Here is a 20,517-nt window from a genome sequence, read left to right on the forward strand (position 1 = left end):
CTAGTGATTTAAAACCTTGTTTAAAAACTCTTTTAAACGCTCATTTTCTGGTGTATTGAAAACTTTATTTGGGTTGTCATCAACGACAATTTGCCCCTTTTCCATAAATAAGATTCTATTTGCAACATTCTTTGCAAAGCCCATCTCGTGCGTAACAACAACCATTGTCATGCCCTCTTTTGCAAGCTCTTGCATTAACGCTAGGACTTCGCCAACCATCTCTGGATCAAGGGCTGAAGTCGGCTCATCAAATAAAATAACGCTAGGATTCATACATAAGCTTCTAGCAATAGCAATGCGTTGTTTCTGCCCGCCTGAAAGCTTTGAGGGCTTCACACTCTCTTTATCTAAAAGTCCTACTCGCTGCAACAAGTTTCTAGCCTTTTGCATTGCCTCATCTTTTGTCATAATCCCTGTTTGGATAGGGGCTAATGTGAGATTCTCTATCACATTTTTATTATGAAAAAGATTAAAATGCTGAAAGACCATGCTAACTTTTTGACGCACTTTATTAATATCTGTTTTAGAATCCATAATGTCTATGCCATCGACTATGATTTGCCCACTTGTTGGCATCTCAAGTAGATTGAGACAACGCAAAAAAGTGCTTTTACCACCACCACTAGGACCAATGATAGCGACTACCTCGCCCTCTTTAATCTGTGTTGTGATTCCATGCAGGATTGTATGTTCGCCATAGCTTTTTACGAGATTATGCACCTTAATCATGTTTATGCAACTCCCTTTCTAAAAGCTTTGTAAGCCATGAAAAGATTTTCACACACATATAGTAAAACACCCCAGCAAATATATATGGCGTTGGATTATACAAAACCGCTTGCAATGCCTTTGCCTGCATTGTCAAGTCATTGACACTAATCAGCCCCACGACAGAAGTTTCTTTAAACACAACGATAAATTCATTCGCAAGGCTAGGCAAGATATTCTTAATCGCTTGTGGCATGATAATATGTCTCATTGTCGCAGAATGTGTTAGTCCCATAGCCCTACCAGCATCCATTTGCCCTTTATCTACACTTTGTATCCCAGCCCTTACAATCTCTGCGATATATGCCGATGAGTTTAATCCAATAGCAACAAGGGCAGCTAAAAAGTTATCATTCAATGTCGCAAATACGATATAGGCAAACACTAAAAGCTGTATAAGCAAAGGTGTCCCACGCAAAATATCAATATATTCATCAATAAGAAAGTTTAAAATGCGAATTTGCAGCATTCGCAAAAATGCAAGTAAAACTCCAACCACAATACCTATAAAAACCCCACCGGTAGTAAGTATAAGCGTGATTCCAATGCTTTTAAAAGTCGCATTTAAATCCGCACTACTCAATCCATAAGGAAAGGTAAAGTAGAATCCAAGTCCTACGATTAAACAAAAAACAAAAAAGCGAAAGAAATTTTCCAAATAAAAACCTTATAAAATCTTAGAATTTCGATATTATCTAAAAATTTGCATTTTTGGTAAATGTTTATTTAAGTTTCTAAATGAATACAAAATCTCTCTTTAACAAAAGCTAATTTTAACTCACAATGCTTTGTGATATTTTTAAATAAAACTCGCTTTACATTATATCAATACAGAAAGTCTTTGTTGCGTTGAGATGGTGAAATAGTGTAGAACCACATATATTAAGATTCTAAGCACAAACCGCTATTCAAAGTAGCATAAATGGGTAATTTTAGGCACTCTTTATAAAAAATATTTGCAATAGCAAATAATTTTTACATTATTTCACAACACATTGATTATAATACGATTTTAATTTTCATAACTCTAATAAACACTAAGCATAAAAGGCTATCTTTATGTATAAAATTGCGATACAAAGACCGGTTACAACCTTTATGTTTGCTATGGCTTTGATTCTATTTGGATTCTATGCGTTAAATAACATGGCAAAGGCGTTATTCCCTGATGTAGATTTCCCTGTTGTTGTGGTAAAGACGACTTATAAAGGGGCTAGTGCAGATACGATTGAAACAAAAATTACAGATAAGATAGAACAAGCGGTATTAGCTATTGATGGTTTAAAATTTGTATCATCAGTATCAGCAAAAAATATTAGCATAGTAACCGTTATGTTTGAGTTAGAAAAACCCATTGAAGTGGCAGTCAATGATGTGCGTGATAAGGTCAATGCGATTGTGCTTGATTCAGAGATTGATAAGCCAAGTGTGCAAAAGCTAGATACAGGCAGCACTCCTATTGTTTCACTTTTCTTATCCACCGATAAGAGTGCGCCTGAACTCATGCGACATGCAAATAATGTCGTAGCTCCAATCCTGCAACGCATAGGTGGTGTAGGTAATGTGCAGCTTAGTGGCTATCGTGAAAGGCAGATTAAAATCTTCCCAGATCCAACTTTGATGAATAAATATGGAATCACTTTTACAGATTTATCGGGCATAATAGGCAAAGAAAATAGAGAAATGGATGGCGGTAGGCTTTTATCTAGCACAAAAGAATTTTACATTATCACAGATTCTAATAGCATAAGCGTTGAAGAAATAGGTGATATTACTATTAAAGATGGATTGAAGCTAAGAGATGTGGCATTAGTAGAAGATGGACTAGCAGAAGAAAAGTCTTATGCGACCTATAAAGGCAAAAAGGGTGTAATTCTACAAGTGCAAAAAATCACGGGTGCAAATGAGATTCACATAGCAGATGGCGTAAAAGAAGCAATAGAGCAAATTAAGCTAGTAAGCCCGGGATATGATATAGAAACCTTTTGGGATACCACAGACTATATCCGCTCATCAATCAAAGATATTCAGTTTGACTTAGCTTTAGGGGGTGTTTTAGCAGTATTTATTGTATTTGTATTTTTACGCAATGCGACAATTACACTAGTTTCTGCTATCTCTCTTCCTGTGTCAGTTTTAGGGACTTTCTTTTTCGTGCATGTTATGGGCTTTACGCTTAATATGCTTACAATGTTAGCTCTCACTCTTGCGATTGGGATAATCATTGATGATGCCATTGTTGTTATTGAAAACATACATAAAAAGCTAGAGCATGGCATGACAAAAAGACAAGCCGCCTATGAAGGTGTAAGAGAGATTGGCTTTGCTATTGTTGCAATTTCTGCGATGCTTTTATCGGTGTTTATCCCTGTTGGGACAATGAGTGGTATAGCAGGGAAATTTCTCTCAAGCTTTGGGCTAACCGTTGCAGTAGCTGTTGCTATAAGCTATGTTGTTGTTATAACTATCATTCCTATGTGTAGCTCTATTGTAGTAAAAGCAGAACAATCAAGATTCTATCATGCCACACAGCCTTTCTTTGAAAAGATAGATAGAATCTATGCAAATACTCTAGCATTTCTTATGCGTAGTAAGAAAAATATGACTCTTGCCACTCTTTGTGTATTTGGAGTCTTTATATTCTCACTCTATGTAGAAGGGACTTTAGGAAATGAATTTATGCTAAAAGAAGATAGAAGCGAATTTCAAATCTCAATCAAGGCAAAGCCCGGAATCTCAATCCAAGAAATGAAACGCAAATCAGAGATCTTTACAAAGATTGTAGAAAAGAATCCCTTTGTAAAATTCACTACACTTCAAGTTGGACCGGGTGATTTAGCCCAAGCCTTTTTCGCACAAATCTATGTATCCTTGCAACCACTAAAAGAGAGAAAAAAGCAAAAAGGCAATAATAGTCAAGATGAGATTCTAAAACAGATATTAGCAGAACTAAGGGCGAGTGAAGAAGCAAAAGGGCTTGATATTTATGGCTCTGAAGTGCCACTTGTTGGCGGTGGGCAGGATAATACACCAGTGCAAGTCGTAGTCTTTTCTCCAATAGATTCTATCATGCAAAAAAGTGTAGAGAATCTAGAGAGATTTATCAATGAAACAGAAAAAAGCTTTCAAGGGAAAATCACAAACTATCATAAAAATACTTCAGATTCTATGCCAGCATATAGGCTAAAGCCAATAAAACAGAATCTAGCACAATTTGGCATAAGCACAACAGATATAGGACAAACTCTCTCTAGTGCTTTTTCAGGGGAAATGCAGGTTGCCTACTATAAAGAAGCAGGGAAAGAATACTATATTACTTTGAGAGCCCCAGATTCTAAACGCATTGATTCTAAAGATTTGCAAAGAATCCAAGTGAGAACAAAAAATGGTGATTTGGTATTCCTTGATGGCTTAGTAGAGATTGAAGAAGGCTTTACTGCTACAACGATTAATCGATATAATAGACAGCGAAGCATAACTCTTGCAGTAGAGCCTATAAAGCATAGTGGGCTTAGTGTGGGCGAAATGACAAAGGCTATACGGGATAATGCAACAGAGGGTGCAAAATGGCTTGAGAGTGGAGCGGGATACAAGTTTATGGGACAAGCAGATAGTCAGGTAGAAAGTCAAGAGGCATTTGGTGCAGCGATTTTAATGGCTTTGGTGCTTATCTATCTTATCTTAGCTGCCCTTTATGAGAGCTTTATCCAACCTTTAATCATTATGATAACAATGCCGCTTAGCTTTAGCGGTGCATTTTTTGCGATAAAGCTTACAGGTGGGGCAGATGCGTCTATGAGTATGTTCTCTATGATGGGGCTAATACTACTTATTGGTATGGTAGGCAAAAATGCAACTCTGCTTGTAGATGTAGCAAATGAGCAAAGAAAGCTAGGCAAAAGCATAGCAGATTCTATACAATTTGCTGGACACTCAAGGCTTAGACCAATCCTTATGACAACTATCGCAATGGTAGCAGGTATGCTTCCTTTAGCCTTTGCCACAGGCGATGGCAGTGCGATGAAAGCCCCTATTGGCATTTCTATGATAGGTGGGCTTTTAGTCTCTATGTTTTTATCCCTACTTGTTGTGCCAATATTTTATAGAATCATCGCCCCACTTGATGAGAGATTCCAAAAGCTTTATAAACCTAAAGGTGAAGATGTGCTAGATGGGAAATAGAGATTTTGTGTTGGTGTGATTGCGAAGGTTTTTGTTTTGATGTATAAGGGGGGGGGGGGGTAGTAGAAGTTTCATTTGGCTCTATTGTTTTATCGGGTGCATTTGTTGCTAAAACTTATTTACATATTTATCTTGGGCAATTACACGCAAAGAATATGATTGTTTAACATTTTCAAAGATTCTATGTTACAATCCCAGCTAGATTTCACAGAAAGGCTTGTATGCAAAATAGCGTAGATTCACATAGCTCCACTTCGCAAAAACCACTACAAGATAAACATCGCGTTATATCCATAGCCCTTTTAGATAATCATATCAATATGGATTTATTGCGTGAGTTAAGTAAGCAATTGCAAGAATCTTTTGCCTACTTTGAGATTCTAATCCTTAATCCCTTATTTGATATGTTTGATAAAAATCACAAAGACACAATAAAACAGCAAAATACACATATTACCCCCCCCCCCCCACGATATAAATCCACATTCCACACAAACAGAATCTAGCACCAAAGTTTCTAGCAATCCATTCCACTTGGTTTGTGAAAAACAAAAAGCAGAATCTCAAGCGGATTCCAACAAACACACAAACGCCCCTGCGGAAGTATCTTGGAGTGATTTTAAGGGTTGTGAAGCTTTTTGTGCGAGAAGCTACCTAAGCGGTAGTGAGCAAGCACAAAAAGCAAACTCCCTTAAAATCACCAAAAAGACGACGCAAAATCTAGCTTCTATCCCTAATGTGCGGATTTTAGAGATAAACTCCCCGCTTTGTAGTTATGAAAATCTAGGCTCATTAAAATATGAGATTTTTCTACAAAATTGCATTGGCGATTATCTGCTTTTTATGGATTTAAGGACAGATTCTATTACTGATGGGCTTTCTATGCTTTCACTTGCCCCGCAATATGATATGGTGATTGGCACAAGGAAGAATAAAAAGCAAAATATATTGCAAAAGCTAAGCTCAAAGCTTTTCTACAAAACACTTGCCCTTTTTGCTAATAGAGCAAGGGAGGATTATAGTGAGTTTTGTGTGATTTCACGCAAAGTTATCCACACACTTTTATCGCATAAACACGATATTAAGCTTTTAAGACTACTGCATTTTGACACAACGCTAAACATTTGTGAATATCCCTACACGCCAAAGTCTTATCCAAAAAGAAAGTTTTTAGATTCTCTTTTTCTTGGGCTAGATGTGATTTTTGGGGAATCTTACAAGCTGCTTAGGCTTGGCACTTGTATGTGCTTGTTGCTTGCTTGTGGGAACGCATTTTATGCACTCTATATCCTTAGCACTTATTTTTTACTGCCCCATATCGCAAGTGGCTGGACTTCTACTTCGCTGTATATGGTAGCTATGAATATCGGGCTGTTTTTAATGCTTTCAATCATTGGCGAATATGTGCGAATTGCTCTCATCAAGCTAAAAGGTGCTACGCCCTATGAAATTGTCAATGAGACAAGTTCAGTCAATCTTAATTTTGAAAACAAAAATATACAAAGGCACTAATATGGAATCTAATAAAATTTTAAATATTATTATCCCTGTGCTGAATGAAGAAAATCGGCTTGAAAATGGCATAAGAGGGGCAATGGCGTTTTTAAGGGAAGCAAAGATTCCACACATTATAAGCATTGTAGATAATGGTTCAAGCGATTCTACACAAGAGATTGCCAAAAGTTTATGTGAAGAGTTGAATGCCAACATATTAGAGTTTATTTCACAAGTAGAATACTTACGCTTGGAAGAAAGGGGTGTGGGCTTGGCATTAAGGGAAGCGATAGCACATAATGCCAAAAGAAGTGAGCCTTGTGGCTTTATCGGCTATATGGACATAGATTTATCCACGGATATAGGACATTTACAAGAAGTGTATGAGAATCTAAAAAATGGTGTAGAGATTATTGTAGGCTCTAGGCTTTTAAAAGATTCTGTGGTGATTGGGCGAAGTTTGAAGCGTGAATTTCTCTCTCGCACCTTAAATCTTATCCTTAAAATCGCACTCAAAGCAAAATTTAGCGATGCGATGTGTGGATTTAAATTCTATCAATCGCAAGTGGCTTTAAATCTAAAAAATCTCTGTAATGATGACAAAAGCTGGTTTTACTGCACACAAATGCTAGTTATAGCACAATATCACAACATTCCTATAAAAGAAATCGCTGTAAAGTGGGAAGATGAAAGCACAGATTCTAAAGTGAGAATCTTTTCACTCTCACGCATTTATTTAAGTGAAATCTGGCGACTTTTTAAGCTTTTACGCCTGAAAAAACAATAAAAAGGATTAATATGCAAAAGGCAATTCTTATTGGCAGGGGCTATTGGGGCAAGATTTTGCAACGCTACATTCAAAAACATTATGAAATTTCTCATATTTTTGGGCGTGATGTCAAAGATGAAGTCTTAATCGAAGCTTTAGATAAAGCAGATTTAGCCTTTATCGCTACACCGCTTTCTTCACACTTTAAGCTTGCAAAACTAGCCCTTGAACACAACTGCAATGTCTTTGTAGAAAAGCCTAGCACCGCCACAAAAGAAGAATTTGAAACACTGCTAAATCTAGCTAGAAAAAACAATAAGATTCTATTCACAGATTATATTTACACATTTTCGCAATCTATTCTCTATGCCCTGCAAATATTGCAAGGAAAACATATAGAATCTATACAAGCAGAAATCACACAATATGGCAATTTTTATGAAAATGAAAGTGTGCTAGAAGTCATAGGAGTGCATTATATCAGCGTATTTGCCTTTATGCAGGAGCTTGGACTTTTTAGAAATCTCTGTGTGAAGTCGTGCAAATTTTTAGATTCTAAAAAACAAAGTGCTGCTTTGGAGTTTAGTGCCTTGCAAAAGAAAGGGAGTAAAAAAGAGATTGTTTTATCACTTCATTGCAGCTTACTTTCAAATGATAAAAAGCGATTGTTGCGTATCCATACAACAGATTCTATAATTAGCGTTGATATGCTATCCCCCACACCGCTTAGCATAATAGAATCTAGTAAATCTTTACCCATTTTTGATGAGAAAAATAATCTTAGCTTTGCTGTGGATAGCTTTAAAAATATGTGTGCGAGAGTGAAGCAAGATTCTACAAGCTTAGAATCTTGCACTAACGCCCCTGCGGAAGTATCTTTGAGTGATTTTAAGTGTTTTACTAAAGAAAGCAGAGCTTTTCAAAGCAAAGGTAAAGGGAGTGGCTCAAAGGCAAATGACCGAGCCTTAAGTGTAGAATCACTTAAAAGCACCCAAGAGACAACGCAGAATCTGCATTTAAGTTTCTCTCACACCACCCTAGCCCTTCTCTCACAAGCCCATAGTCTCGCCCAAAACTCACTTTAAAGCCCTAAGAATGCCAAAGCTAGACAAATACGATTGCATTATCATCGGTGGTGGATTCTTTGGGGCATATATCGCCTTGCAGCTTAAGGAGAAATATAACTCCATTTTGGTGCTAGAGCAAGAAAGTGATTTGTTGCTTCACGCAAGTTTAAATAATCAAGCCCGTGTGCATAATGGCTACCACTATCCGCGTAGTCTAAGCACAGCTATCAGCAGCAGAAGGCATTTTAAAACCTTTTGCAATGAGTTTAAAACGGCGATAAAAAATGATTTTGCTAAATATTATGCGATTGCAAATATTGGCTCAAAGACTTCTAGCACGCAGTTTTACAGACTTTTTAAGCAATTTGATATTTTTATAGAATCTGTGCCAAATCACATTAAAGCGATGTTTAATAAAAAGCTTGTAAGTGATGTGTTTTTGACACGCGAATACGCCTTTGACGCGGCGATTTTAAGGGAGATTCTAAAAGAGAGATTAGAATCTAAAAAGATAGAGATAGCTACAAATACACAAGCTGTTTGTGTGAGAGAGGATAAGGTTGGGTTATGCGTTGAAATTCAAAAGATAGGGCATTCAGCTTGTAATGCTATTTCAGCGGATTCTAAAGCCAAAGAATCTCAAGCGGATTCTGGCAACGCAGAATCTATGAGCTTAGATTCCAACACTAGCAATGCCCCTGCGGAAGTATCTTGGAGTGATTTTAGTGGTTTTGGAGCGAAAGGCGAAGGGAGTTTGCTAAAGGCAAATGACCGAGCATTGAGCGAACAATCCGCTAAAAGCGCCCAAGAGACAATGCGGGAAACACAAAAACTACACGCCTCATTGATTCTCAACTGCACCTATGCTGGCATAAATCACTTATTGCAAAATTCACACTTGCCCCCACTCCCACTTAAATTTGAAATGACAGAAATGGCGTTAGTCAATGTCCCTGTAAGCCTACAAGACATATCAGTAACGATAATGGATGGGGCATTTTTCTCCCTTATGCCATATCCTTCAAAAGACTGCTATACGCTAAGCCACGTGCGATACACGCCGCATTTTGCTTGGCGAGATTTTTCCTTAGAATCTAAGCTTAAAGCTTATAACCTACAAGATTCTAATAACCCACTCACACAAGCCACAAGCCCTTATACGATACTTCAAACCTTTAAGCAAAATGCAACGAGCAATTTTCCATTAATGAAAGCTGATGCAAGACGCTATATGCCGATTTTAGAATCTTTAGAATACCTAGATTCACTCTATGAGATTAAAACTTTGCAGATTCAAAATGAAATTGATGATGGCAGACCTATTATCTTTGCTAAAGACTATGGGTTGAAAGGCTTTTGCACAATTATGGGCGGAAAGATTGATAATATTTATGAAATAGCAGAATTGCTAGATATGGAGTTATAAAGGCAGTGTATAAACAAGCCTTAGAATCTAGGTGGTATTTACAATACCTTTTGTTATGTCGCATTAAAATATTGCAGCAGGTTCCCTATAGAATCTAAATAAGATTCCATGAACCTTAAGACTAATGCGTCTAACGATAGCTTCAGGCATAAAAATGTCTTAGAATTTCTTCGTATTCACATCTTTTAATATATCGTTTGCGATTTCATTGACATTTACACTGATTGTTTCGGCTTGTTGGGCTATGCTTACATTATTGTGCGTTGTTGCTTCAAGTTGTGAAAGTGTTGTGTTGATTTGTGCGATACCTGAAGTTTGCTCCCTTATAGATTCCACCATGTCATTGATTGACTGCACTAAGATATTTGTATTTGCTTCAATCTCACCTAAGCTTTTTTGTGTCCTTTCTGCTAGTTTTCGCACCTCATCGGCTACGACTGCAAAGCCCCTGCCATGCTCCCCAGCTCTTGCGGCTTCAATAGCAGCATTCAACGCTAAAAGATTGATTTGGTCAGCAATATCGCGGATAATTTCTGCCACATTTTTAATATCTTCACTTTGAGATATAACTTCACCTGTTTTGCCACTTACATTTTGCATAGATGAGGTGATCTCTTCTACTGCAGTGGCGGTTTGCTCAAGGCTTGTTGCTTGTAAATTAGAAGATTCTGTAAGTTTTAATACAGAATCTTCAAGTGTTTTACACTCATTTGTAAGATTTCTTGCAAATCCAGCAGAAGTTGCAAGCATTTCCTTAATCTCTGCACCAAGTGTATTTGCTGCTTTTTCCACCGTGCCACTTGCATTTGCTATTTCAGTAGTAAAGTCTAAATTCGTATAAGAATCAAAGACTCTCTGAATCTCATTCATATCCTTTCCTATCTTTTCTTCTAGGACGGAAAGCATTTGATTTAGCACATTTTTAAGTTCTTGTAATTGTGGATTATGAGAATCTTCAGTGATTCTAGCGGTAAAATGCCCCTGCTCTATTTCTTTAGCAGTTTGCACTGCTTCTCTTACAAGTAGTGAATCTTTATCCAACCCCAATTGCGTTCGCTTCACATTTTCTGTAAAGACTTTTGCCATGCTACCAATCTCATCATGTGCCTTTACAACAAGCGCTCGTGGCTGTTTGCCCTCGTGATTAATATATTTAAAAAAGTCTTCAAGGTATTCATTTAGACTACGCAATCTATCAACAATTTGAAATTTTGCAAAAAGACTTAGCACAACTAAGAGAATGACTTGCACAACGACTGAAAAGATAATAGTTTGTGTCCGCAATGCGTAATAATCCGCTAAGACATCACTGCGAGGTGTGAGTGTAACGATATGCCAATGCACATCTTTGAATAATGACACATCGACATCAGCATGTGCTGCAAAAGTCTCTTGTCCGCTTGTATCAACCATTGCTGCTGTAATCTCTTCGTTTTGCATTACACGCGTTACAAGTGGTGCTAAATGCGGTTGCATTTTAGCTAAATCCTGCAATTTTGCCCCAACAATCTTTGTGTTATTTGCGGCAATGATTGTGCCATCGTGTATAGCAAGCACTTTTGCTTCATTTGGATATACGCTATTTTTTGTTGCCAATAAATCCGCTGAAATTAGGTTAATATCAATCATTCCTCCAAGCACACCTACAAGATCCCCCTCATAATTTAACACGGGAAATACAAAGATTGTAGTCCTTACTTCCTTATTATCAACAGAGATTGTCCTTAGTGTGCTAAATCGGCTTGTCTTTGTATTCAATGCCTCTTGTATCGCTGGTAAATCAAGGATAGCCTTATTTGCCTGCAATGCCTTGCCATTGCTATCTGCTATTACCATCATATCTTTACCAACACGAAATTGTGCGGGCAGTGCCGAATAATCTTTATCTTTTAGGTATAAAAAACCATACATTGTATTTCTATTTTCTTGTGTTAAATCGACAATTTGTTTTACTATCGTTTGATATGAAGAGAGTCGGTTATTTGCAAGATTGTGCGTTAATGTGCTGCCATATATGCTGAATGAATGTAAGTTTGAATTAAGCTCACTTAGAATCTTGCCTGAGTTGTATTTTGCGGAAAGCAACATGCCATTTTGAGCATTCTCAATTTCTCTGTGTTTCATTTGAATCAAAACTGCATAACACAAAGCAGTTATCGTGATGATTGTGGTCGTTGCGATAACATATCGCAATTTTGAGCTAAGAGACATACCTTTACGCATATTTTTAGAACTCCTTTACCATTTATGAAAAAAGGCTAATATTATACAAAAATTCTGTGTTGTTTTTAACTTTATTGTTATTTTTATATGCGTATGACTTAAATGTGTAATGTTTTGAAAAGGGAGTTATATAGAAATGAAAGAAAAAATTATGACAAGTGGCTTTATTAGCGTTATTGGTCGCACAAATGCTGGTAAATCAACGCTGCTCAATAATCTTGTAAAAAGCCCCATCGCCCTAGTATCAAAAAAGATAAATGCTACTCGTAAACGCATGGATATTATTGTGCCTTTTGAAGATAGCGATTATAACTCACAATTAATCTTTATTGATACCCCCGGCTTACATGAGAGTAAAAAGCTACTGAATGAATACATGCTGCAAGAAGCAAAAAAGGCAGTTGGAGATTCTGATTTAAGTGTGTTTGTCGCTGTTGCTAGTCCTAAAAAAAGCGAGATTTTACATTACAAAAACTTTTTAGACCAACATGATAAAAAGCATATTGTCTTACTCAATAAAATAGATACTTTAAATAAACATGAACTCTTAGAATGTCTAGAATCTTACAAGCAATATCAAAACAAAAATCTAGGCATTATCCCCATAAAAGCAAAGGAGCTTAACTCTCAAACAATACATTCAATCCTATCGCTACTAGCAAAAAATTTGCCCATTCACCCACATTTTTATGATAATGACATGATAAGCACAACTATCATGCGTGATATTTACAAGGAAGCGATAAGAGAAGCTGTATTCGAGAGATTTAGCGATGAGATTCCCTATGAAAGTGATGTAAAGATTCTAAAAATTACCCAAAAGCCTACAATCTTATACATAAAAGCACAAATTATTGTCGCAAAAGATTCTCAAAAAGCAATGATTATAGGTAAAAATGGCGAAACCATTAAGTCATTAGGCAGTATTGCAAGAAAAAAATGCGAATACCTTGCCGAACAAAAAATATTTTTAGAACTCATTGTAAAAACTATAAAAGGCTGGAATACAAGTAAAGACACGCTTAAACAAATAGGTTATGATTTTATGGAATAGAATCTAGATTTATAGGGTCCTGTTTGCATAAATTTATGCTACACTTAAGGCAAAGTTTCTAAAGATAAAGGGGTTAGAATGCGTATAATGGTGTTTTTATGTATAATGTTTTCATGTTTTATTATGGGTTGTGCTAAAAAAGAAGTAATAAAAGCACCACCACCTGAAGCAAAGGATACAAAGAGAATAGAATCCTACAATAAGCTTGATAATCTAAAAGAGGGTGTATGGCGTGTAGATGAGTGGAAAGAGACAGCAAAAAAGATATGCCAAGATTCAAAAGAGAGAGACTGCTCTGTCTTAGCTGAAATTTATCATGATAGATTCTATGGTTATGGCTCTAGGGGCGATAGACAAAAAGCTATACAAATGCTTGTAAAAAGTTGTTCTTTAAATGATAGCAAAAGTTGCTTAAAGCTGTCATCTCTTGCAGATCAGTCAGATTATCCAGTAGGAGAGAGTGAGACATTTTTCAAAAAAGCACACGACCTTGCACTGAAAGGCTGTAATGCAAATTATGCGCTAGATTGCCATGTTTTAGCCTTGCTTTATTTTGAGGGGCATGGCGAATTTGAGAGAGATAGGGCAAAGTCAAAGGAATACGCACATAAAGCATGTGATATGAAACATGCTGGCTCTTGCATTTTCATCGGTATTAATGGCGATACACATGAGGAAGTGCTCGAAGCACACAAGAGGGCTTGTGCCTTAGGTATTAAAGCAATGTGTAAGTAGATTTTTTAGATTCTAAAAAGTTTGTATTATAGAATCTATTCTTATTGTGTGGTTATTTGACAGCCGTGTTTCACGCTGGACATTCTTTTGTTATAATAATGAATTTTTTATAATTCCAAGCATGATAAAGGCACACAATGGATTCTTATGAATATGGCGAGTTGTTAAAAACTCTGCAAAATAAAGCGCAAAATATAGCAAAGATTCTAAACCCAGATTCTCTGCAAAAGCGATTAGATGAGATTAACGCATTAGAATCGCACCAAGAGTTTTGGAATGACGCAAAAAAGGCGGGGGAAATCACAAAGGAAAAGCGAAAATGTGAGCGGATTTTACACACTTATACGGAGATGAAAGCCGAGCTAGATGACGCAAAAGAGCTATTTGAGATAGCAGAGAGTGAAGAAGATTCTAGCACTTTGGAGCTGTTGTTTGAAAATGTAGAATCCTTGCAAAGCCACATACAAAAGGTAGAAATTGAGGTTATGCTAAGTGGGGAGTTTGACTCAACAAATGCCATTATTACCATTCAGCCCGGAGCCGGTGGGACGGAGTCCCAAGACTGGGCTTCTATGCTCTATCGTATGTATTTGCGTTGGAGTGAGCGGCGGGGATTTAAAGTGGAGCTGCTAGACTATCAAGATGGTGAAGAAGCGGGCATTAAGGGGGCGGCGTTTATCATCAAAGGTGAGAATGCCTATGGTTATGCCAAAAGCGAAAATGGCGTGCATAGGCTGGTTAGAATCTCGCCCTTTGATGCCAATGCCAAGCGGCATACAAGCTTTGCTAGCGTGCAGGTAAGCCCGGAACTCAGTGAAGACATAGATATTGAGATTTTGGATAAGGACATTCGCATTGATACCTATCGTGCCAGTGGTGCGGGCGGACAGCACGTGAATAAGACAGAATCTGCTATCCGCATAACGCACTTTCCAACGGGGCTTGTCGTGCAGTGTCAAAATGATCGCAGTCAGCATAAAAATAAGGCAACAGCTATGAAAATGCTGCAAAGCAAACTCTATGAGCTAGAGCGACTAAAACAAAGTGAGGGCGTGGCAAATGCCGAAAAAAGCGAGATAGGCTGGGGACATCAAATACGAAGCTATGTCCTAGCCCCCTATCAGCAGGTAAAGGACTTGCGGAGCAATTACGCTACAAGCGATACTGATGGTGTGCTAGATGGGGATATTGATGATTTAATAGAATCTGTGCTAGTTTTGGGGGAGAGTAAGGGTGAGTGAGATTCTAAAAAGATTCTAAAATCACATCATCAAAGGAATAGATAATGCAAAATCCACAAAGTAATTTAAATGAGCTAAAGCAAGAGCAAATAGCAAAAATCAAGCAAAGGCGTAGAGATAAGATTTTAGAAAAAATGCCGAGTTTCTCACTAAGCTCATAGAAAATGCAGAATCTAAAAAATCCGTGCTAAAGCTATCTGCCTTAGGAATGAGCCTAAAACGCATAGGCTTTGCTTTTGATGTGCGGTTAGAAAAGAGCGATGGGACGATAAAGTATTTTGTGAAAAATGAGGAGCTAAGCTTTGAGCCTTTGGGCGAAGCAGATTCTAAAGCAGAATCCACAAAAGAAAACGATTCTAAGATTTTGCAAGAAAATGCAGAAATGCAGAATCTAGATTCATAGGCGGCAGGATTTTGGAGATAAAATGGGGCTTTGCAAGGCGAAGCAAGGGAGTTGCCTAAAAGGGTAATGACCGAAGCTGAGACGAAGCAATCGCCATTTTTAGCCCAAAAGCCAACGCTTAAGCAAAGAATAACGCATACCCTAATTATCGGCGACAACTACCCCACCCTTTTGAATCTACTTATAAACTACAAAAGAAAAGTGAAAGTCATCTATATAGACCCGCCTTATGGCAAGGACGTTTTAGGGGAGTTTGCAGAAACAAATTATGACAATGCCATAACACGCGATAATTTTTTATCAATGCTTTATCCGCAGTATAGATGATAGGAATCAAGTTTATGTCAAGGGGCTTTTTGATGAAGTTTTTGGGGATGGGAATTTTGTGGTGTGTTACCCAATAGCAACAAATCATAGTGTTAGAAACTATGGTGGAATCCCAATTGCACGCGAATATGTTTTGATATATCAAAAAGATGTAAAAAGCGATGAATTGAATCTATTAACAAATGAAAACAAGAATTTTACTTTTTGTGATGAAAATGGCAATTTCAATTTAATGGAGTTGCGGAACAGAAATAGTAAAGTTAATTCTAAAAACAGACCAAACTTATATTATCCATTTTATGTTCATCTAAACAATCAAGATGAAAACGATTTATATGAAGTATCGCTGACACAACATAATGGCTTTAACATAGTCTTTGTATTCAAGAAGTAGTGTTTTAGCAAGAAAGAATGTATAGGCTTGACTAAAGTTTATTACGATCAATTTATCGCTTTTTTGATATATAGAATCTATGAAAGTAAAAGAGAATTTCTCATCAGTATTTTTAAAATAAAGCTCAACTCCACAATTTGAGATTTCAGTAAGTTTATCATAAATCCAATTTATCTTTGTTTCGTTTCCACTAAGTGATGTGTAAGATTTTTTTAGATTATATGGACTCATTATAATTTGACATATTGCTTTGTCTCTATAAAGATTAAATGTCCCATTATCTTTAGTGCTAGTAAAGATACATTCTAGTATGTCTTTATGCTTTTGTGTGAGTAGTCTGCCTGTAATTGTTATTTTCATGTGTTTGTCATCTCTTAGAATGTATTGTTGATTATTTTCTAAGAATGTTTTATAGATTCTGCTTTTTGTTATATTTTTGCTTGGTAGAAATAAGCCTAAGAAGTTTTCAAATTTAGTGCTTGTAAATTGCTTTCTATATTGCTCGAATATATGGAGCATATCATTGATATTGGCTAACATGATTATTCCTTAAAATAGATTAATGCCTTGATTGTCTTGTTTTTGTATTTTTTCCCATTTTTTTATATCATCATCACTCTCACTGATAATATGTATAAATCTATCATCATTATTTATTTGTTGTATCTTTGCTCTAGTTTTAATCTTTTTAGTTGGGAGAATTTGTATTAATTTTATGCCATCTTGCCATTCTTTTTTTTGTTTTTAATCCTAAATTATCTTTTGTGATTTTTAGCATTCTTTTTCCCTCATTTTTATTGTTTTCATCATTAATAAAATCTATTTCATAAGCTAATCTTACCGCATCAATAAAGGCTGAAGCTCCTCTACTTCTGCTTGGCTCATTTGTGTATTGCTTTGTGTTATGATGAGTTATGAGTATTGATTGCTTATTTGTTTTTGCGATTTTAATTAAACAATTCATAAAAGCTCTTGCTTGAGTATTGCTCTTTTCATCTCCATCATAAAAGGCAATGAGTGGGTCTATTACAATAAATTGATATGGTTTAAAAAGATTTATATAATTATTGAGACTAGATTCAGTTATTGCTGGTGGAATCTCATCGCATATATCTATTAAATTTAAGATACTTCTTGCATTTGTTTTAATAATATTTTGAAGTATTAATTCTGCTCTTTGCTTTGAAATGCTTTTACTATCTTCACTAAGCCATAAAAGAGATTTAGTCTTATGTTGCATAGCTAATTGTAATGCTATTTGAATGCTTAAAAAAGATTTACCTTTACCACCATTACCACTAATCATTGTAAGTCCATTCTCACAAATTGGCACAAAATTCTCACATAAGAATGTTTGCTCGTTAGTTTCTATTTTGCTTATTGGCTCTATGGATTGTTTAATATACTCAAACATGCAATCTACTTTTTTGTAATTTAAAAAATAATATTTTAGTATAAATATCAAAACAAGATTATTTATTTTTTAGTTGAATTTAAGAGTTGTTTTGTTTATGATTAGATTCTATTGTAATGTTTTTAATTGTATTGTGCTAAATGAAAAAAGATTCTAAAATAATATGATTTAATAAAGTGTTATAGTCGCATTACAACTTCAAGTCTTGAGATTTATCTAGTTTAGGGCTTATAGAATATTAAGCTCATAATCTTTAGTAAGTTTTAATGTTTTTCTTAATCTTATTACAAGTGAATTAGCATTTTTAAACATTTTTGCTTTCATATCTAGCTCCCAACAAATATACACAATAAGTATATATAATTTTTAAGTATTAAAGTTGGAAATTAGGAATCTTAATGTTATAGAGATAGCTCATTGCCAAGCCCCCCTCTTTTTTGTAAAATTCTATTAAATCACTATTCCCCTCTTTCTCACTTATCCAATTCTCCTTATTCATAAATGATAAACAATTGCTCTTTGGAGTCATTCTTTATCATTTTATACAACATTATACTATATTAATATAATACATATATTATAAATATAATCTAAATATATTAAACATTAAATAACTAAGTAATATTAATGTAATTTACATACATATTACATAAAATATTTTTTGCGTTTGTAAGTAATTCTTGATAGAATGCCTCAAAATCTATTAAAGCTTTATCAGAATTATCACAATACTCTTTTATACTCTTGCCCTCAATAACTGCCTTACGATAAGCCTGTCTTTCATAGATAACAGAATCTCAGACTTTTACATCTTCTAAGCACATTTCTTGTTTTGTAACATGAATATAATCTTTAAGATTTCTCAGTTCTTTTGTAAGAAATGGATTAGGTGAAACACGATTAACCAAAATAAGCGAGAGTAGCTTAGGGTTTAAATCCTTTGCTTCAGCATAAAGTTCTAACATATGATCTAGCACATTGACATCATATTGTGATGGAATTGTGGGGATAATGATAATGTCTGATACCAATATTGCCTTTCTCATCTCCTTAGAATCTCTTCCACCTGTATCCACTATAATGCTATCAAAATGGCTACGCATACGCTTAATCTCATCGCCTAGACTTATACCAGTTTTTGAAACACTAGAAAAAAAGTGGCTCTAAGTTAGCTTGACCTCTCATATCTGAAAACACTTCAGTTGATTTTTGTGGATCTGCATCCACTAATAAAACATTATCTCCATCTTCTGCAAGTCGTGCAGCAAGATTAACTGCTAGGGTTGTTTTACCGCTCCCGCCTTTTTCATTTACAATCGAAATAATCATACACTAATCCTATTTATATTATTTACTTAATGTAATAATATTAAATAGTTAATAACAATATATTATACATATAATATATTGTTATTTAGTGAATATCAATATAAAAAATAAATATACTATCCTTAATCCCAAAAGGCGGTGTTGGGAAAAGCACTATAGCTATAAATTTAGCACGCTTTTTCACACTCCAAACGCATGATATTTTACTGCTTGATACAGACCCTCAAAGAAGCGTATTTTATGGCATTCATGTGGTAATGATAAAAGGCTGCAGGTAAAATATGCAAAAGAAACTAAAGAAATCAATACCATATTAAATCAACATAGATTCGTTATTGCAGATACTAGTGGTAGTGATAGGGGTATATAATGGCTTTTTGATTGAGCGTAGTGATGTATGTGTAATCCCTATAAACGTTGGTGCATTTAACATTATTATACTTAATTCAATCATAGATTACCTACAAAAGATTATGCGTGTTAATAGGGATTTAAGGGCTTATATGATCATAAATAGGGCTAATTCAAATCCAAAAATTAAACAAATTGAAACATTAAAAGAGATTATTAAAAGCAAACAAAGCAATATATCTCTTTTAAATAGCGTTTTGTTTGAAAGGGTTGCATACCAACATGCCACAGATAATCAAGTAAGTTTATTTGATTATTGTGGAAGTAATGATAAAGCTTTGATTGAATTTAAAGACTTTTGTAATGAAATTTTAGTAAAGGAAATACATGGCAGCAAATAAACAAAAGATAACAGGTTTATCTGATATAAAAAAATAAAGATTTTCTAGATTATTTAGGAGGTAATACTAAGAGTATAAGGATACACATAGAGGTGGTATTATGGCTCAATACATGTTAAATTAGACACAGAGACATTAAGGCGTTTAAATAATGCAGCAAAGCTAACAAGGTTAACAAAGCAAGTCATAGCATATGATGCTATATTTAATTATTTAAGTTTTTTAGAAAAAGAATTAGGTGTAGATTTTAGTAATTTTGATGAGGGGGAGGTGAAAAAATGAGAAAATTTGTGTTGTCTTGCTTTTTATTTGTGAGTATGCATGCAGAGACGTGTTTTTGCTACAATAGTGAATTATGCGTCCAAGCACAAGCATTTTTAAGTGCATATAAAGTCTGGAAGTTTCAATATGAAAAACTGCTAAACAATGGTGCAAAGAAAGAGGATTTAACTCACATGGAAGAGGCTAGGGATAGACTAACACGTTCTTGCAACTATGCAAAAGAGTTTTTAGGGAGAGATAAGATGTTGTTTGAGGTGCGTATCCTAGATGAATGGAATATGAATTATGATGAGTATCAAAGGTTGTGTAAAGAAGTAGTAAATATAGAGGTGAAATAATGAAAAAATTAATTCTAGCAAGTTTATTAAGTGTTTGTAGAGTTGCATAATGTTCAAGAAATCAATGTGGATGTTTTTAAAGAAAAGATAGACGCAGCTACAGAAGCTTATAACATATCAGACGAATATACCAAACATTTAGTGATTTAAGTGTGAATGAAATTGTGTTATTACAAATAAAGAATCCACATTTTGCAAATTTAAATGATGATTGGAATAAAAAAATCTAACTATTTAAAAAGTTTTCTTAAGGCAAGAATTCGTTTAAGAATTTTTGTATTTTTAGAAAAAATGAGAGATTTCTATCATTTATCTATAG

General features: G+C 35.3%; 19 protein-coding genes and 1 pseudogene. 14 read left to right on the forward strand and 6 right to left on the reverse strand.

What is annotated here, in order from left to right; genetic code table 11:
* Both XJ32_RS02440 and XJ32_RS02445 read right to left on the reverse strand, forming a co-directional pair.
* A complete protein-coding gene (locus XJ32_RS02440) occupies positions 1–729 on the reverse strand; it encodes an amino acid ABC transporter ATP-binding protein (RefSeq protein ID WP_005217399.1) in 729 nt (242 codons plus the stop codon).
* Positions 722–1,426: an amino acid ABC transporter permease gene (locus tag XJ32_RS02445; protein WP_004085863.1), complete on the reverse strand. Its 705-nt coding sequence runs from the start codon at positions 1,424–1,426 to the stop codon at positions 722–724. Before XJ32_RS02445 ends, XJ32_RS02440 begins: the two co-directional genes overlap by 8 nt.
* A gap of 401 nt (positions 1,427–1,827) precedes the next feature.
* Between XJ32_RS02445 and XJ32_RS02450 the strand changes: the two genes are divergently transcribed.
* The 6 genes from XJ32_RS02450 to XJ32_RS02475 all read left to right on the forward strand — a co-directional run bounded on the left by XJ32_RS02450 (position 1,828) and on the right by XJ32_RS02475 (position 9,706).
* Positions 1,828–4,950: an efflux RND transporter permease subunit gene (locus XJ32_RS02450; RefSeq protein WP_077388239.1), complete on the forward strand. Its 3,123-nt coding sequence runs from the start codon at positions 1,828–1,830 to the stop codon at positions 4,948–4,950.
* Positions 4,951–5,171: 221 nt separating this feature from the next.
* Positions 5,172–5,456: a hypothetical protein gene (locus tag XJ32_RS02455; RefSeq protein ID WP_077388240.1), complete on the forward strand. Its 285-nt coding sequence runs from the start codon at positions 5,172–5,174 to the stop codon at positions 5,454–5,456.
* Between the two features lie 28 nt (positions 5,457–5,484).
* On the forward strand, positions 5,485–6,462 hold the full coding sequence (locus tag XJ32_RS02460) for a glycosyltransferase family protein (RefSeq protein ID WP_077388241.1): 978 nt from the start codon (positions 5,485–5,487) through the stop codon (positions 6,460–6,462).
* Position 6,463: 1 nt separating this feature from the next.
* Complete coding sequence (locus XJ32_RS02465) at positions 6,464–7,231, forward strand: glycosyltransferase (RefSeq protein ID WP_077388242.1); 768 nt, start codon at positions 6,464–6,466, stop codon at positions 7,229–7,231.
* An 11-nt stretch (positions 7,232–7,242) separates the two neighbouring features.
* On the forward strand, positions 7,243–8,298 hold the full coding sequence (locus XJ32_RS02470; RefSeq protein ID WP_077388243.1) for a Gfo/Idh/MocA family protein: 1,056 nt from the start codon (positions 7,243–7,245) through the stop codon (positions 8,296–8,298).
* A 10-nt stretch (positions 8,299–8,308) separates the two neighbouring features.
* Positions 8,309–9,706, forward strand: a complete 1,398-nt coding sequence (locus XJ32_RS02475) for an FAD-dependent oxidoreductase (protein ID WP_077388244.1) — start codon at positions 8,309–8,311, stop codon at positions 9,704–9,706.
* A gap of 159 nt (positions 9,707–9,865) precedes the next feature.
* Here the strand turns inward: XJ32_RS02475 and XJ32_RS13135 are convergent, their stop codons facing one another.
* A complete protein-coding gene (locus XJ32_RS13135; protein ID WP_077388245.1) occupies positions 9,866–11,929 on the reverse strand; it encodes a methyl-accepting chemotaxis protein in 2,064 nt (687 codons plus the stop codon).
* 136 nt (positions 11,930–12,065) lie between these two features.
* On the opposite strand from XJ32_RS13135, the gene era reads away from it, so the two are divergent.
* From era to XJ32_RS02505, 5 genes are all read left to right on the forward strand, one after another.
* Complete coding sequence (gene era / locus XJ32_RS02485) at positions 12,066–12,983, forward strand: GTPase Era (protein ID WP_233706000.1); 918 nt, start codon at positions 12,066–12,068, stop codon at positions 12,981–12,983.
* A gap of 78 nt (positions 12,984–13,061) precedes the next feature.
* Positions 13,062–13,718, forward strand: a complete 657-nt coding sequence (locus tag XJ32_RS02490; RefSeq protein WP_077388246.1) for a tetratricopeptide repeat protein — start codon at positions 13,062–13,064, stop codon at positions 13,716–13,718.
* A gap of 137 nt (positions 13,719–13,855) precedes the next feature.
* On the forward strand, positions 13,856–14,959 hold the full coding sequence (prfB, locus tag XJ32_RS02495) for a peptide chain release factor 2 (RefSeq protein ID WP_077388247.1): 1,104 nt from the start codon (positions 13,856–13,858) through the stop codon (positions 14,957–14,959).
* Positions 14,960–15,143: 184 nt separating this feature from the next.
* Entirely contained in the window at positions 15,144–15,362 is a 219-nt protein-coding gene (locus tag XJ32_RS02500) for a hypothetical protein (RefSeq protein ID WP_155761429.1), read from the forward strand.
* 66 nt (positions 15,363–15,428) lie between these two features.
* On the forward strand, positions 15,429–15,689 hold the full coding sequence (locus XJ32_RS02505; protein WP_077388249.1) for a hypothetical protein: 261 nt from the start codon (positions 15,429–15,431) through the stop codon (positions 15,687–15,689).
* Positions 15,690–16,020: 331 nt separating this feature from the next.
* Here XJ32_RS02505 and XJ32_RS02515 read toward each other — a convergent pair whose 3' ends face one another.
* From XJ32_RS02515 to XJ32_RS02525, 3 genes and pseudogenes are all read right to left on the reverse strand, one after another.
* Positions 16,021–16,623: a hypothetical protein gene (locus tag XJ32_RS02515; protein ID WP_077388251.1), complete on the reverse strand. Its 603-nt coding sequence runs from the start codon at positions 16,621–16,623 to the stop codon at positions 16,021–16,023.
* Between the two features lie 148 nt (positions 16,624–16,771).
* Positions 16,772–17,497 (reverse strand): AAA family ATPase, encoded by a 726-nt coding sequence (locus XJ32_RS02520; RefSeq protein WP_077388252.1) that lies wholly within the window; start codon positions 17,495–17,497, stop codon positions 16,772–16,774.
* Between the two features lie 614 nt (positions 17,498–18,111).
* Positions 18,112–18,826: pseudogene (locus XJ32_RS02525) on the reverse strand (AAA family ATPase).
* 161 nt (positions 18,827–18,987) lie between these two features.
* On the opposite strand from XJ32_RS02525, the gene XJ32_RS02530 reads away from it, so the two are divergent.
* The 3 genes from XJ32_RS02530 to XJ32_RS02540 all read left to right on the forward strand — a co-directional run bounded on the left by XJ32_RS02530 (position 18,988) and on the right by XJ32_RS02540 (position 20,198).
* Entirely contained in the window at positions 18,988–19,104 is a 117-nt protein-coding gene (locus XJ32_RS02530) for a hypothetical protein (RefSeq protein WP_254422546.1), read from the forward strand.
* Between the two features lie 57 nt (positions 19,105–19,161).
* Complete coding sequence (locus XJ32_RS02535) at positions 19,162–19,578, forward strand: ParA family partition ATPase (protein WP_077388253.1); 417 nt, start codon at positions 19,162–19,164, stop codon at positions 19,576–19,578.
* Between the two features lie 278 nt (positions 19,579–19,856).
* Positions 19,857–20,198 (forward strand): hypothetical protein, encoded by a 342-nt coding sequence (locus tag XJ32_RS02540; protein ID WP_077388254.1) that lies wholly within the window; start codon positions 19,857–19,859, stop codon positions 20,196–20,198.
* Positions 20,199–20,517: the final 319 nt, after the last annotated feature.

This window comes from Helicobacter bilis (assembly GCF_001999985.1).
In the GTDB taxonomy this organism is placed as follows: domain Bacteria; phylum Campylobacterota; class Campylobacteria; order Campylobacterales; family Helicobacteraceae; genus Helicobacter_A; species Helicobacter_A rappini.

Coding starts and splice junctions, on each gene's coding strand:
- XJ32_RS02490 (WP_077388246.1), top strand. CDS start 13,062: ATGCGTATAATGGTGTTTTTATGTATAATGTTTTCATGTTTTATTATG.
- XJ32_RS02475 (WP_077388244.1), top strand. CDS start 8,309: ATGCCAAAGCTAGACAAATACGATTGCATTATCATCGGTGGTGGATTC.
- XJ32_RS02465 (WP_077388242.1), top strand. CDS start 6,464: ATGGAATCTAATAAAATTTTAAATATTATTATCCCTGTGCTGAATGAA.
- XJ32_RS02520 (WP_077388252.1), bottom strand. CDS start 17,497: ATGTTTGAGTATATTAAACAATCCATAGAGCCAATAAGCAAAATAGAA.
- era (WP_233706000.1), top strand. CDS start 12,066: ATGAAAGAAAAAATTATGACAAGTGGCTTTATTAGCGTTATTGGTCGC.
- XJ32_RS02515 (WP_077388251.1), bottom strand. CDS start 16,623: ATGTTAGCCAATATCAATGATATGCTCCATATATTCGAGCAATATAGA.
- XJ32_RS02440 (WP_005217399.1), bottom strand. CDS start 729: ATGATTAAGGTGCATAATCTCGTAAAAAGCTATGGCGAACATACAATC.
- XJ32_RS02455 (WP_077388240.1), top strand. CDS start 5,172: ATGCAAAATAGCGTAGATTCACATAGCTCCACTTCGCAAAAACCACTA.
- XJ32_RS02450 (WP_077388239.1), top strand. CDS start 1,828: ATGTATAAAATTGCGATACAAAGACCGGTTACAACCTTTATGTTTGCT.
- prfB (WP_077388247.1), top strand. CDS start 13,856: ATGGATTCTTATGAATATGGCGAGTTGTTAAAAACTCTGCAAAATAAA.
- XJ32_RS02470 (WP_077388243.1), top strand. CDS start 7,243: ATGCAAAAGGCAATTCTTATTGGCAGGGGCTATTGGGGCAAGATTTTG.
- XJ32_RS13135 (WP_077388245.1), bottom strand. CDS start 11,929: ATGCGTAAAGGTATGTCTCTTAGCTCAAAATTGCGATATGTTATCGCA.
- XJ32_RS02505 (WP_077388249.1), top strand. CDS start 15,429: ATGACCGAAGCTGAGACGAAGCAATCGCCATTTTTAGCCCAAAAGCCA.
- XJ32_RS02540 (WP_077388254.1), top strand. CDS start 19,857: ATGAGAAAATTTGTGTTGTCTTGCTTTTTATTTGTGAGTATGCATGCA.